This window comes from Paenibacillus sp. Y930 (assembly GCF_056786375.1).
On record NZ_JBXCIX010000002.1, the window covers coordinates 583,401 to 597,871 of the forward strand.

The window sequence follows — 14,471 nt, forward strand, 5'->3', positions numbered from 1 at the left end:
GCTTACAGCACACATGAACATGGCATTAAGTTTAGCATTCTAAAGAGCCTCATAGGCAAAGATATGAAGTTTGTAAGGTTACCGCCCCTTAATCCACGTGATAATATTGATCTAATGAGACGAAATTTCATAATCTTTACTTACTGTGGACAAATATATAGCTGAAGGGACGATAATAATTCATGATAAACATCAATGTGACGGAATTACCTAAAGAATATGTAGGTGCGGTTAATAAAGAACTTCAAGGTACGGTTCAAGAGGTTACCTATAAGGTAAGCAATTATATTAATCTATCTCGACAGCTTGTAACAGCTGAAAATATCGATATCGGTGAAGCTGGAAGAGAAGTCGTTACGGGTGAAGCCCTGATAAAGAAATGTAACGTCTATTTGCCAGCAGGTTATGACCCGAACGACAAAACCGTCAAATACAATGTATTGTATTTACTTCATGGAGTAGGCGGGGATCAATATGAATGGTTAAGAGGTAGCGGTAAAGTTAACGATCGATTCGTCATTTGCAATATATTTGATAATCTCATCGCAAATGGCGATATAGATCCGCTAATTATCGTATTTCCCAATGGAAGAAGTGCCTACGACTGGACGGACAGTTCCTTCAATTTCGAGGGAACGAATATGTTAGGATTCTATTATTTCGATTATGAACTGAGAAACGACCTAATTCCATTTATAGAATTAAACTATAATACCTACGCAGATATTACGGATACATCACCTGAGCGTGTAATATCTAACCGCACCCGAAGAGCGATTGCTGGGCTTTCAATGGGAGGGATGCAAGCTCTGAACTTAATTCTCGGGGGTTATAGACAAGATTCCACGCTATTCACTGGAACAGAGAGTCCCTGGAACAACGGGCTAGATAAGACAGTACTTGCCCCTGGGATGATAGATTTATTTGATTATGTGGGAGCTTTTTCTAACGCACCTACGTCGAGTGACGGCAAGACTCTTGGAGCTAGTCTGGCGTCATGCGCCCATAAGCTTCAATTATTATACACTACCTGTGGTAGTGAAGATGGAATCGCAAATAACAGTTTTTTAAATTCGACAGATCAGCTTTTATATCAAGCGGGGTATGATCTCGCTCATTATTATCAAATTCTAATTAAAGATGGTATTCATGACTTCAATGTTTGGAATAATGGTGCCTACAATTTTAGTCGATTGGCATTTAGAGATTGTAATGATCAATTAATGTCCAATGTTGTTAGGAAGACGCTTGAGGGAAGAACTTAGAGCGCAAACAACGAGTACAACCAAATAACAAGAATTCTAAAGTACGCCACATAAGTTGTAACTTAAATCTCATTATCTCCGTCTATATATAGAACCATATATTTCTATTAATTAGGGGGAGTGTCAATTGAAGAAGAAATCGAAGATTATCATTGCTTCATGTGCAGTTTTTCTTATGATGTCGGGTGCGGTTTTGGCCAAATCACCCGATATACGGATCTTTATTAATAATATAGAATTTGACAGTAGCGCATTGAAATTGAATGTGGTGAATGGTACATCAATGGTATCTCTAAGATCTATCGTGGATCAATTCAATGGAGAAGTAATTTATAAGGATAAGAATATCTTTGTCACGACACCAGAATCATCTAATGTGGCAATGCAAGTGAATAGTCTAGAGAATGCGCTAATTGCTGCAACTCCAGAAGAAGCTGTTCAGACTTGGATTAAGGGAGTTCAGAGTAGAAGTGGTGCTATGCAATATGCTGTTCTGTCACCAGAGCTACGTCAACAAACGAAGCAGCAATTCGAAGAAAATTTCTGGGTAACTGGTGGTTCCAGCCCTCGTATGGGAAAGGTTGAAAAGCTACAATCTAAGGAAGTAACAGCTGATACGATTGAAATTTCTTTTGAATACCCACTAATAACTATGACTGAAACCATTGATACAGGCAATGCCACCATTACAGTAGAAAGAATACATAGGGAGTCATCCGATTACTGGGCTATTTCGAAAATTGTTTTGAAAGACCCGGATGATACTGGAACAATGATTGGTGCGGATATGGATGGCATTTCTTATGAAGACAAAGAAAATCACTTCACGCTCACACTACCGTAAAGTTGGGAAGGAATGTATGAAGTTACGGCCAATGATAAGGATACTACAGGTAAGAATCCAGTTGTTGAACTAGGTGAAAAAGGTACAATCTCCTCACTTTTCGTGAATGATTGTACCTTTTTCGCATGAACAATACTTTTTCAGTGGGAAATTGTTATAGCCTAGCTATATTATTTTGTTTGTGCCAGCTGGGTTGCAGTGGTTACTTATTATCTTTTCTTACTGGACAACTCCAAAGCCAAGTATCGTGAAGCGCTTATCCTCATAGCCTGCTGACATGCGGATCTCAATAGTATGATCCGTTGCTTCTTGCTCGTTGAATACAATGATAGGATGGCAGTGTGTCCATTGAATCAGAAGTGGATCCGCCGTTGTTGCTAGCTTACCATCCACCAATATATCTGCACTTCCAAACTCATTACTGCCGCTATCTTTATATATTAGTAGAAGGCTTTTGCAATGCAGTTTCATCATAAAGCTATTACTGCCCGATTCTATAGTATGCATCCAGTTGTTTGGAAATTGAGGTGTACGGATGGTTTGATCGTCTAGCCCCACCTGATGTAAATCAATATCTGTTGCTTGGAAGCTACCCTCACAAATTTGCGCGAGATGTGTGTTATGAATGCGATCGAGTAACGTTACATGAACAAAATCATTACCAATAATCGGCTGCTTATTCAAGTCAATATCCTGTTCACTTTGAACACTACGATCAGCTTCAGCAATTAAGAAACCTAAGCAATCTGCCATTATCGTATGGCCAATGTTTGTAGGATGATAGATATCATAAAAGTATTGCTGCTTCGTAACGACAAGTCCTTCTTGCTTCGTCATATCAAATTGTTCGACTAATGCATCCTTAATGCTAACCATCGGCAGATCATAATGCTTGCCGACGGGTGAAAGTCGATCCTGCAAATTCCAGTCCGTAATAAATACGCTGAACAGTAGTATAACAGCAGGCTCATTTTGCTCCTGTAGTGCTCTAAGCACTAGACTTTCGTAGCAAGCTCCCCTCGTTTCATCATCTGCATCATTAACAGCGAATTCAATAATAACGATATCTGGCTGAGCAGCGCCATGCTTTAGTACATCTCTTTCGTAGCGAATCATGCCAAGCTCCGATGGAGTTCCGCCTACGCCAGCTTTAATAAAGTGAATATGTTCTCCATTATCTTTACCGTATCGTTGTTTGAAGCTTGCATACGATTGATAGGCATAGCAGGCATTATGAATAGGTTTTGCGCTGGCGCCTTCTGTAATTGACCCTCCAATATAGGCAATAGTGACATCCTCACCTGTTCGTGCTTTATCGATAGCTCTTTTTAATCGTGTGTTGTTTCCGAGTTGTAGTAGTGATTTACTGATCATGTTGTGATAGGCAGGTGAGTTAGGGTCAATAGGACCATTGTCTTCCTGTTGAGGAGACTCAAAGCCTTCATTAAAGTATAAAAATACGCTTACGGTGGCTAACGCACCTGCACGTGAAAATTCAAAGCTAAGCTTGCCAGGCACATCATCTTCTTCTGACCAATCGTAATCACTCAGAAGGATAATCTCTTCAGAGCCATCGGTTGGACATAACGCTTGCATCCGTGTTCCAGTCTCGTATTTGTTCGTCTTGCCCCAATTTTCATAGTTGAAGGGGATATTTAGTTGATCCGCCTCAGCACATTGGACTGATATGCCAATACTATGTACTAATTGGCGGAAGCCTTTGCAACTTTTTAATAGCTCTAACAGCGTATCATCGGCTATTCTACTTGCATGTTTAGCCATGTCCACGAGACGACCCTCCATATAGATTTCTTGACGAAAACTCCCGTCTGGTTGTGCTGTAGCTTCAATAATAGAATCTAATAGAAAATAAAATCCTTTTCTTGTTTTTGTTGAATACTGCAGGGAATCATTGGCCATATAAATCATCCTTTTCAAAGTTATATCTATATTTTAATGGGTACTAATTGAAATGAAAACCTGTTAAAGTATGTTAAGTATCGCTAAACCTACATAATATTATACGGCGATAGATTCAATGACTAGTGAAATTGGAAGGAGAAATTGAGATGAGAAGTACGACAACGTTACATCTAGATTTAGTGAAAGGTCGAGAAACTGCACAGATTTACATTGATAGAAATGGACCTGATTATGAAGGGCTGGAGCTTATTGCGAATTCATTTGTGCAAGATGTACAGCTAATTACTAACAAAACGTTGAAGGTTAGCTCCGATTTCAATCAACTTGCTGGGACTGTATTGATTATAGGCTCAGTAGGCAATAACGCTTTAATTGATCAGTTCGTACGTGAAAACAAACTTGATGTAACAGATATTCAGGGGAAGTGGGAAGTATTCAAGATTGCATATATAGAACAGCCTTTGGCAGGAATTGATCATGCAGTTGTTATCGTGGGTAGCGATAAGCGAGGTGCTATATATGGTACATATCATTTATCAGGGCTGATCGGAATTAGTCCGTGGGTATATTGGGCAGATGTAGCACCTGCCAAAAAAGAAGATCTCTCAATTGAGATAACTCAATTAAATATAGTTTCCAAAGAACCATCTGTAAAGTATAGAGGAATATTTCTTAATGATGAATGGCCATCGCTTGGAAATTGGGTGAATAATCAATTTGGTGGCTTCAATGAATTGTTCTATGGTAAGGTGTTTGAGTTAATTTTAAGACTAAAAGGTAACTATCTATGGCCTGCGATGTGGAGTGCCATATTTAGTGAAGATGGACAACGAAATAACTTGGCTAATGCTGAACTTGCACACAAATATGGGATCGTTATTGGAACTTCGCATCATGAGCCTATGTGTCGTTCTGGTGAGGAGTGGTCCAAGACATACGAGCAATATGCTCAGAAGTATGATTGGGATTTCCGTGTAAATAGAGAAGGAATATCAAAGTTTTGGGAAGATGGTGTAGAGCGGAATAAAAACTTCGATAACATTATTACGCTTGGAATGCGAGGAGAACGTGACTCCTCACTAAGGCTTGATCTTGCTGAAAATATTGAGCTTCTGAAGGATATTATTCTAACTCAGAAAAAGATATTGGAAGAGAAGGATCTTGCAGATGCTCCAAAGGTTTTAATGGTCTATAAGGAAGTAGAGAGATGCTGGCATGGTAACGAAGAAGTTGAAGGCTTGGAGAAATGGAATGAGTTAGAAGATGTAACGATTATGCTTTGTGATGACAACTTTGGAAATGTACGTACATTGCCTAATGTCGAAGGTCGCGATAGAAAGTCAGGCTGGGGAATGTATTATCATTTTGATTATCATGGGGGACCTCGCTCTTATGAATGGATTAATTCGACACAGCTTGAGCGAACATGGGAGCAGCTTACGATGGCCTATGAGTATGGCATTCAAGATATTTGGATTGTGAATGTCGGAGATCTAAAACCACAAGAACTACCAATCTCATATTTTATGGACTTGGCCTACGACTTTGATACCTATGGTAAAAATGGACGGAACCAAACATCAGCTTATATTGATAATTGGGTGAAGCAGCAGTTTGGAGAGCATGTTACTGTAGGGAAGCTTGAAAAAATTTCGTCAATCTTAAAGGATTACACGAAGATGAATAGTACCTGCAAGCCAGAATTGTTAGATCAGCATACTTATAGCACGGAGCATTATAATGAAGCGGAGCAGGTACTCGCAAAATCGTTTGATTTGGCAAACCGAGCATACGATGATGAGGATATTCCAGATGTTGCTAAGGATTCTTATTACCAGCTAGTTGGTTATCCAGCAGTTGCTACCGCAAATATTCATATTTTGCATACGAGTGTAGCCTTTAATGAAAAGTTTGCAAATCGTGAGAATCCAAGTAGCTATGCTAATTGGTATGCAAAATTGATAGAACAGGCGATTGAAGCGGATCAATGGCTTGAGAGAAAGTATAACAAAGAAATAGCAGATGGCAAATGGAATGGCATGATGTCTTCGCCGCATATTGGATTTGTTAGCTGGAACGCAGATGGCTGGCAGTATCCTACGGCAAAATATATTGCTCTTGATAAAGAAGGGAAAATGATTCTAGATATTGAAGGGTGTCAGCAGCCATATACGACTGGCAATGCGACGCTACCAGCTTTTACAAATATTAATAATGAGAGCTATAGTTTGTTGATTAGTAATGGAGGTAGTGAATCATTTTCCTATTCAATCACAACTACTGTAGATTGGTTGAATGTTGATAGCGCCGTAGGTAGCATTGATATTGGAAAGCAAATATTGGTATCGGTAGATTGGAGTAAGCTGCAGGGTGACGCACAAGCGGAATTAGTAATTAATGGTGCAGGGCAATCGATTAAAGTAAATGTTTTAGCGAAATGGATCGATATAAGTGGATTATCGAATATGACCTTTATTGAACATAATGGTGTAGTATCCATTGAAGCAGAACATGCTTTCCATATATCCTCAAAATCGAATAGACAGTGGCAGCTCATTGAGAACTACGGGAAGCATCTATCGGCCCTAAAAGTGTACCCTGATGTGTATGAGCCATTATCTATTATGGAATCACCATATGTAGAATATAAGGTTCAAATTAATGAACCTGGGGAGTATACAATCACATTGTTTACTGCGCCAACGAATAATCTAACGACTGTTGTTGAACTAAAGTATGTCGTCACTGTCGATGATCATCAAGAGGTTATTGTTAATTCCTTGGCAGAGCACTTTATCGCAGGCCATCCTAGTAAGGGTAGCTGGGGTAGGGGAGTTATTGAAAATATTCATCAATCAGCGTCTATCCATAATTTAGAGCAAGGTGTTCACTCTATTAAAATTTACAGTATTGATGCGGGCTTAGTTATTCAAAAGCTAGTTCTTGCGAAGCAAGAGTTACCTCATACATGGTTTGGCCCACCAGAAAGCTATTATGTTGGGAGTAACCGTCCTAACACAAGATTAGCCGTGCAGACAGAACAGCATTTGTCTGATCTAGATTATTACATGGATATGAAAAATCATAAGTAAGTATAGGTAAATGTAATAATGTGAGTTTATTCCGTCAAAAAGAATATAACCAAGTAGAAAAATCGAGGCAATCTCTTAGGAGGTTGCCTCGATTTTGCATGATTATAAGAATGAATATGAAGCTATCAAGCATTACATCATTTGCTAAATGTATTTCTATTTCAAAACATAGGGCTGTGCCTACAAGAACAATAAGTGGACATACTGTATTCTATTTTGCATACTTGTAAATAAGAAAGTGTTGAAATCATACTGTAAGATGAGTTTGTTTCCGGTGATATTTTCGGTAAATAAGAAATAAGGATGATGATAATGAAATTTTTGCATTTGGGGAAATATTATGACTTGCATGAGTTAATAGAGACTACAGATTTGAATGAAGAACAACTTAACATTAATCTTAAAAAGTTTTATTTTGCAAGCTGTAAGAAGGTTATTGCCGAGCGAATAAAAATATATCAACTACAATTAAAAGTAAAGCCAAAAAGTATTGACATCGTAGAGTCTAGAACGAAATGGGGCAGCTGTAGCTCGGATAAAAAGTTAACCTTTAATTATCGCTTGGCAATGGCTCCAATTGAAGTGATTGATTATGTCATTATTCATGAACTTTGTCATCTAACGCATATGAATCATGATCGTTCATTTTGGAGACGAGTGGGAAGTATTATGCGTGATTACAAAGATAAGGAACAGTTTTTGACGCAATACGGTCATCATATGACCTTTTGAATTAATGCATTGCTCAATGTTCAGAATGAGAAACAGATATTCTATAAAGATAAATACACATTGTTTTATGATTGATATTTATTGTTTTACGATAATAAATATGATATGATCACTTTGTTAATATTTTTTGTGAGGTGCTTATATGAAACATGTATCAACATTGTTTTTGAAAATCGCAGTATTTCTATTAGGGATTCCCGTTCTTGTTATGTGTATCTTTCTAGTACCTGAGATTGGGAAAACGGTGGAACAAATTTTGCCTGACTATCCATATTTGAAGTATGTTGTGTACGTTCTCTTATACGCATCAGTGATTCCGTACTATCGTGCTTTGTACCAAGCATTTAAGCTACTTCGTAATATTGATAGAAATTTGGCTTTTTCGCAATTATCTGTTCGAGCTTTGAAGCAAATAAAGCATGATGCTGTTGCGATTATTGTATTACACGTATTAGTCTTTCCATTGTTTTTCCTTTTTGCAGAATTAGATGATGCACCTGGAGTCATATTTGTTGGATTGTTCGTTCCAGTAGGTGCGATGATCATAGCTGTATTTGCAGCGGTACTCCAAAGATTGCTACAAGAAGCAATCGCCTACAAAGAAGAAAATGAACTTACGGTATGAGGTGAAAATATGGCGATTATCGTGAATATAGACGTGATGTTAGCGAAAAGAAAAATGAGTGTAACTGAACTTACTGATAAAGTTGGAATCACGATGGCAAATATTTCGATATTGAAAAATGGGAAGGCAAAAGCAGTTAAGTTTTCTACGCTTGAAGCGATCTGTAAAGCGTTACAATGTCAGCCGGGAGACATTCTAGCATATGAGGAAGACAAGGAAACGAGTTCATGAATGATGAAAGGAAGGAAACAGAGTTAATGTACTCTGTTTCCTTCCTTTTTTTTAGTATACTTTTTTTTACTTAATATATCGTTAGTACCAATAATGTGTACCCACCAATTCAAAGTATACTATATCTATTGCGTAGTTTATTAGCTACGGCTCGAACCGTCTCGGGATGTGGAATTGTTATGTAAGAATGTTCTTGCTCATTATCATTTAAGCTGAATTCTGTCATAGTTTGAGATTGCGTTCGAGTAAGTGTATGCTTGATTGCATCAATGAAAATATGTATTGAATTTTCACCTAAATGAGCAAGCTCTTCCAGGCTGGCAGTACTTCCATCAGTTACTTGTGGATAAACTTCTAATGGAGAATCAAGTGCAGCCCGATCATAAAAGCCTCTCACAAATTGTGTCCGCGAAGCACCACTTCCACTAACAAGAATAAATGCCTGTACGCTGTATGCATGCAATTGTCGTCTTTGTGCAATTCCACAAAATTTGCGACCAGAAATACTCAGATCATAATCACCAGGACAAAATGCGCCTTGAATTTCTCCTTTATCTATAGACAAACCGGTAAATGATAATGCTTCACGAATAAGGGTATACATTTTTTCAAAGTCTTGGTGAAAATGCTGGCTCACAGCTGTAGTCTTTGGGAAAATAAGCGAAATATTGACTACCCCTAGATCAAGTGGTACGGCTGCTCCTCCAGAATTACGAACGATAGGAACAGCACCTTGAGTCTCGAGCCATTGGATCGCTTGAACGACACTAGGCAAGCGACTATCGCGTTGTCCTAATATAAAAGCACTAGGGTGTCTCCATATATGACAAAAGCTTGTATTACTTAATTGAGCTTCCTTACAAAGAAGTTCATCTAACGCAAAGGCATATAGAGGATCACTTTCGAATAATTCATCACTACGATCGATGATTTGTATGGAGTTGGCCCAGGCCATAGTTTCGTCATTGAACATTTCATAAACTCCTTTTTAAGATTTACGAGTTATACGTGTTGTCTCTTTATTATTATAAATGCTAATAGTAGAATAGTCATACGATATTAATGGGGAATAAGTGTGAAAGTAAAAACTAAACCTTAAAAAGGGCCTGACTCAACTTGAGCCAGACCCTTCAATTTGCTACACTCTAATGTTCTGCAGGATTAACAAGTGCATGTTTTTCCCATTTTCTACTTTTCCATCTAATCGACATAATTACTGCTCTTGCCCATTCATCAGCAGCTATAGCCAGCCAAATGCCTGCGAGTCCCATATCGAGATGGAATACAAACCAGTAACCTAGCGGTAAGCTCATTCCGACCATTGTAAACATGCCGACCCAAAGTGGGAATTTGGCATCACCAGATGCTCGTAATGAATTTACTAATATAATATTAATCGTTCTTCCTGTTTCTAGAACGATACTTAGAAGCAACACATTAGCACCAAGTTTAATGATATCCGGATTGTCTGTGAACATCGACATTAACGGGAATCGGAATACGATAACGACTACAACCATTACTAATGTAGCGATACTTGCAGAGATGACGCTTTTCCATACTCTTCGATAAGCATCATCCTGTCGTCCTGCTCCGATGAATCGTCCGACAATAATAGAAGTACCGATTCCAATCGCGAAGGCAAATAAATAGATAAACATAGAAATGTTACCCGCATATTGTTTTGCTGCCATCGATGCATCGCCTAGGAAAGTAATATAAAAAAGGAAAATAATTTGACAAGTTTGATACATAACCTGTTCTAAAGCAGCAGGAATTCCGACGCTTAATATTTTGGAAATATAGGCTTTTGATAATGAGAAATAATGTTTGAATTCAATTCGTACTTCCATAATACGATACAGTAACCAGAAGAATACGATAATAGCTAATCCACGACTCAATACAGAGGAAATAGCAGCACCTTCTACACCTAATGCAGGCATACCGAAATGTCCGAATATTAATGCATAGTTGGCAAAGATATGAACGATATTCATTCCCAGAGATACGAGCATCGCTTGCTTCGTATAGCCATGTACGCGAATGATCGCGGCAAGCGAATTAATAATTGCTTGCAGGAAAATACCGCCACCGACTATTGCAAGATATTTTTTGGCATTGTCGAGTATTTCACCTTGAAGATTTAACGCTGAAAGCAAATGCTCCCCCATTAATACAAATACGATACTAATAATTAAACCGACGACCAGATTAAGTGTTACAGCAAGAGCGGAAATTCGCGATGCTTCCAAAAATCTTCGTGATCCAATATATTGAGCAATGACGATCGATGCTCCATTACCAATAACTTCGAGTATCAGAATGGCGATATGAATCAATTGGTTTGCTGCTCCTACGCCTGATACTGCGTCATCCGATATTTCACTGAGCATAAGTGTATCCACAATGCCCATAAGCATAAATAGGAAAAGCTCTAGAAAAATTGGCCATGTTAAGTAGAAGAGATTGAATTCTTTGTTATCTTTCCCTTTATTAACATTTATTGGCTTGATGTTGTCTGTTGTCATTAATAACCTCTCTTCTTCTCCAATCAATAAGCCAAGAGGTATCTTAGCACAGTTAACTATGTATTTCATTAAAAATAATAGATTAACAGAAAAAAAATGTTTGCTTTTAACGAATAGATGAAGTTGTTGGTCAATCCAAAAAGCGACTATTGGTGAGTGACATGGAATCTGTTACAATAAAGAAAGCAAAAGAAATCGCTAATTAGGCTAAGTAGCTAAGTTGGTAGATCTCATAACGGAGTGATAAGTTGAGTAAGGGCAAAGGCGGTACTGGTCAAGGAACTGGGAAAAAAGGGTGGAATCGTTGGCAGACAGCGGAAAGAAAAGCTGCGAACACACCAAAACCATATAAGAGTAAAGGTACAAAAAAACCAAAACCAACTTCAACTCCTTAAGCGAGTGGAGTTAACTTCCAATCATATCATTGGGAGTTTTTTTCTTATATTGGACAAATCAAATATTGGCTAGTAGACTTAATATAATGAAATGTATAAGGGGTGTATAGCATGTATCGAAATATTACAGATTTTTTAGAGGATTGGAATGCATCATCAAACGGAACATTACTAGTGATTCAAGCCATTAAGAATGAAAACATGGATCAGTCTATTGTGGATGGTCATAATTCACTTGGATGGTTGGCATGGCATTTAGCAGGCTCTACTGGCTTTTTCGGTGGCATAGTAGGTCTGAAGAACATTCCTTCGCCAGGCCATAATGAGCCCGTTCCTACTAATGTAGCTGATCTTGCAGCTCGATATGAACAGGTTGTTCAAGCAATTACTGAGCAAGCAAGTCAATTAACAGAAGAGCAGCTTGTTGAAGAAATTCAAAGTTTTGCAGGTCCGACAACTAGAGGTAAATTACTTAGATCATTGATCGATCATCAAACGCATCATCGTGGTCAGATGACAGTGCTGTTACGACAAGCTGGTCTTACAGTTCCTGGAATTATGGGTCCTACGAAGGAAATGTCCAAAGTATAATTCTATATTTATAAGAAACACAATAAAAAACTTACAAGCATAAAGTACAAAATGCTTGTAAGTTTTTTTGATGTAACAGGCTATAATGTTGCTGACAAAGCAATCAAAAAATGCAATTATTCATTATTCGCTTTTTTGATAAATAAAGATAGGACCAGCCCGATACATGCCAGAATTAATCCGAAAATAAAGGCATCTTGAACTCCAGCTGTTAAGCCAGCGGCATTGGCCAATTGATCAGAAGGATCAGCAACATCCTTCATATAATTATCTTTAGATGCTGACATAATCGTCATGGCAATAGCAGTACCAACAGCCCCTGATACTTGTTGTAATGTATTCATAATCGCAGTTCCGTCTGGATATAGATTTTTCGGCAGCTGATTAAGACCATTCGTTTGCGCGGGCATCATGACCATAGATATCCCGATCATTAGAAATACATGCATAAGGACAATGATAATAACTGATGTTTCTGTAGAAAGATTAGCTAGACAGAATAACATCACAATCATAATAGTGAATCCAGGGATAACAAGTCCTCTAGGACCATATTTATCAAATATACGACCAGTGATTGGAGACATTAAGCCGTTGAATACGCCACCAGGTAGAAGGACAAGACCAGCAGAGAAGGCAGCTAGTAGTAGACCCGTTTGCAAATACATTGGCAATAAAATTGCGGACGACATAATGATCATGAAAGTTAAGAAAACAGCTAATAATCCTAGAGTAAACATAGGGTATTTAAATACTCGTAAATCAATCATTGGCTTGTCCATCTTGAATTGTCTAACTGAGAATAATAATAAAGAAACAAGGCCAATGATAATTGTAGAAATTACGGTCAGACTTCCCCAGCCGCTCTCGCCAGCACTGCTAAAACCATACACAAATCCACCAAAACCAATTGTTGATAGTAATATAGAAAGAATATCAATTTTTGGTTTAGTAATGGTTGAAACATTTTGCATATATTTCAATCCAGACAGCAATGCCAGAACAAAGAACGGAAGTGAAATCCAGAAGATCCAATTCCAACTAAGGTTCTCGATAATTAATCCAGAGATGGATGGACCAATCGCTGGAGCGAACATAATAACGAGCCCCATTAAGCCCATCGTCGCACCACGTTTGTTGATTGGATATATGACAAGAATTGTATTGAACATAAGTGGCAATAGCAACGCTGTTCCGATTGCCTGAATAACGCGAGCAATCATAAGTATAGCAAAGCTTGGTGCTAACGCTGCGATTAACGTTCCGATAATAGAGAACACTAATGAGCTAACAAATAATTGGCGAGTCGTAAACCACTGTAGTAAAAGTCCAGATACTGGGACAAGTATACCCAAAGTTAACAGATATCCTGTTGTAAGCCATTGTACGGTAGAGTAGCTAATTCCAAATAATGCGGTTAAATCTCCTAAAGCCATATTCAACGCAGTTTCACTGAATAACCCAATGAACCCTGCAATCAAAAATGAAATCAAAATAGGCGCTGTTCTAATATTTTGCTGCTGTTGTATTGCACTTGCTGTCATTATATTTCCTCCTACAACTTTTCATATCTCTTTGAGCAGCTTCTCTGTGATGAAAAGTAGCTTCGAAAGCATAAACCTAACTTTTCATATCTCCTTGATTGACTACTTAATCATTTCTTGTTAATAATAGAGGGATTTTTTCTGATATGATTTTCAGCGTTTCCCCACTGTGTGTTGTTTGAGAAAAAAGTATCCCACCTTCAATTAAGGCATTGATTACAATACTTAATTCTTTAGATTGTTGCTTACTATAGCCTGATTCATACAATTTTATCACAAATAATGATTGCCAAGTTTCGAGAACGGATTGGCATACTTTTCGAATCGGCTCACAAGTAGAATAAGTTTCAGCGGCTATTGTTCCGATCGGTACCCCTAATAAATTATCCGATTCTGAGAAAATCTCAGAGAGTTGTATAATATGAGCTTGTATCGCTTCTATTGGATCCTCAATTTTATTAAAGGTTTCCTGAATGCCGTTGATTACCATTTCTTTGGTATGGTTGATTGCTGCGATGGCTAATTCTTCTTTACCATTAGGGAAGTAATGATATAGTGAGCCTTTTGGTACACCACATTCATTCAAAATGTCTTTTAAACCAACGCCATAATATCCACGGATTCGAAACAACTTGGATGCAGCTTCGATTAGAAGTTCACGAGAATTTCGCTTTACAGTCATTTTTGAATAGTCCTTT

General features: G+C 38.0%; 12 protein-coding genes and 1 pseudogene. 8 read left to right on the forward strand and 5 right to left on the reverse strand.

Annotation, left to right across the window (positions count from 1 at the left end):
- Positions 1-182: 182 nt before the first annotated feature.
- Both AC1TO5_RS08005 and AC1TO5_RS08010 read left to right on the forward strand, forming a co-directional pair.
- Entirely contained in the window at positions 183-1,265 is a 1,083-nt protein-coding gene (locus tag AC1TO5_RS08005) for an alpha/beta hydrolase (protein ID WP_482062266.1), read from the forward strand.
- 127 nt (positions 1,266-1,392) lie between these two features.
- Positions 1,393-2,109 (forward strand): hypothetical protein, encoded by a 717-nt coding sequence (locus AC1TO5_RS08010; protein ID WP_482062267.1) that lies wholly within the window; start codon positions 1,393-1,395, stop codon positions 2,107-2,109.
- Between the two features lie 219 nt (positions 2,110-2,328).
- On the opposite strand, the gene AC1TO5_RS08015 is transcribed toward AC1TO5_RS08010, so the two are convergent.
- Positions 2,329-4,029, reverse strand: a complete 1,701-nt coding sequence (locus AC1TO5_RS08015; protein ID WP_482062268.1) for an SGNH/GDSL hydrolase family protein — start codon at positions 4,027-4,029, stop codon at positions 2,329-2,331.
- 149 nt (positions 4,030-4,178) lie between these two features.
- Between AC1TO5_RS08015 and AC1TO5_RS08020 the strand changes: the two genes are divergently transcribed.
- The 4 genes and pseudogenes from AC1TO5_RS08020 (at position 4,179) to AC1TO5_RS08035 (ending at position 8,712) form a co-directional block, all read left to right on the forward strand.
- Positions 4,179-7,124, forward strand: coding sequence for a glycosyl hydrolase 115 family protein (locus tag AC1TO5_RS08020; protein WP_482062269.1), 2,946 nt, complete (start codon positions 4,179-4,181; stop codon positions 7,122-7,124).
- 315 nt (positions 7,125-7,439) lie between these two features.
- Positions 7,440-7,856: pseudogene (locus AC1TO5_RS08025) on the forward strand (M48 family metallopeptidase); the annotation flags it as partial.
- 142 nt (positions 7,857-7,998) lie between these two features.
- Complete coding sequence (locus tag AC1TO5_RS08030) at positions 7,999-8,481, forward strand: DUF2975 domain-containing protein (protein WP_482062270.1); 483 nt, start codon at positions 7,999-8,001, stop codon at positions 8,479-8,481.
- Positions 8,482-8,490: 9 nt separating this feature from the next.
- On the forward strand, positions 8,491-8,712 hold the full coding sequence (locus tag AC1TO5_RS08035; RefSeq protein WP_482062271.1) for a helix-turn-helix domain-containing protein: 222 nt from the start codon (positions 8,491-8,493) through the stop codon (positions 8,710-8,712).
- Positions 8,713-8,821: 109 nt separating this feature from the next.
- Here AC1TO5_RS08035 and AC1TO5_RS08040 read toward each other — a convergent pair whose 3' ends face one another.
- Positions 8,822-9,685, reverse strand: a complete 864-nt coding sequence (locus AC1TO5_RS08040; protein ID WP_482062272.1) for a lipoate--protein ligase family protein — start codon at positions 9,683-9,685, stop codon at positions 8,822-8,824.
- A gap of 172 nt (positions 9,686-9,857) precedes the next feature.
- Positions 9,858-11,243, reverse strand: coding sequence for an MATE family efflux transporter (locus AC1TO5_RS08045; protein WP_482062273.1), 1,386 nt, complete (start codon positions 11,241-11,243; stop codon positions 9,858-9,860).
- Between the two features lie 248 nt (positions 11,244-11,491).
- Here AC1TO5_RS08045 and AC1TO5_RS08050 point away from each other — a divergent pair, with 248 nt between their 5' ends.
- Both AC1TO5_RS08050 and AC1TO5_RS08055 read left to right on the forward strand, forming a co-directional pair.
- A complete protein-coding gene (locus AC1TO5_RS08050; RefSeq protein WP_482062274.1) occupies positions 11,492-11,638 on the forward strand; it encodes a DUF3934 family protein in 147 nt (48 codons plus the stop codon).
- Between the two features lie 111 nt (positions 11,639-11,749).
- Positions 11,750-12,229 (forward strand): DinB family protein, encoded by a 480-nt coding sequence (locus AC1TO5_RS08055; RefSeq protein WP_482062275.1) that lies wholly within the window; start codon positions 11,750-11,752, stop codon positions 12,227-12,229.
- A gap of 116 nt (positions 12,230-12,345) precedes the next feature.
- Here the strand turns inward: AC1TO5_RS08055 and AC1TO5_RS08060 are convergent, their stop codons facing one another.
- Together AC1TO5_RS08060 and AC1TO5_RS08065 are read right to left on the reverse strand one after the other, a co-directional pair.
- Positions 12,346-13,776, reverse strand: coding sequence for a DHA2 family efflux MFS transporter permease subunit (locus AC1TO5_RS08060; RefSeq protein ID WP_482062496.1), 1,431 nt, complete (start codon positions 13,774-13,776; stop codon positions 12,346-12,348).
- Positions 13,777-13,879: 103 nt separating this feature from the next.
- Positions 13,880-14,455 carry a TetR/AcrR family transcriptional regulator gene (locus tag AC1TO5_RS08065; RefSeq protein ID WP_482062276.1) on the reverse strand — a complete coding sequence of 192 codons (576 nt, stop codon included), beginning with the start codon at positions 14,453-14,455 and terminating at the stop codon, positions 13,880-13,882.
- Positions 14,456-14,471 lie beyond the last annotated feature (16 nt).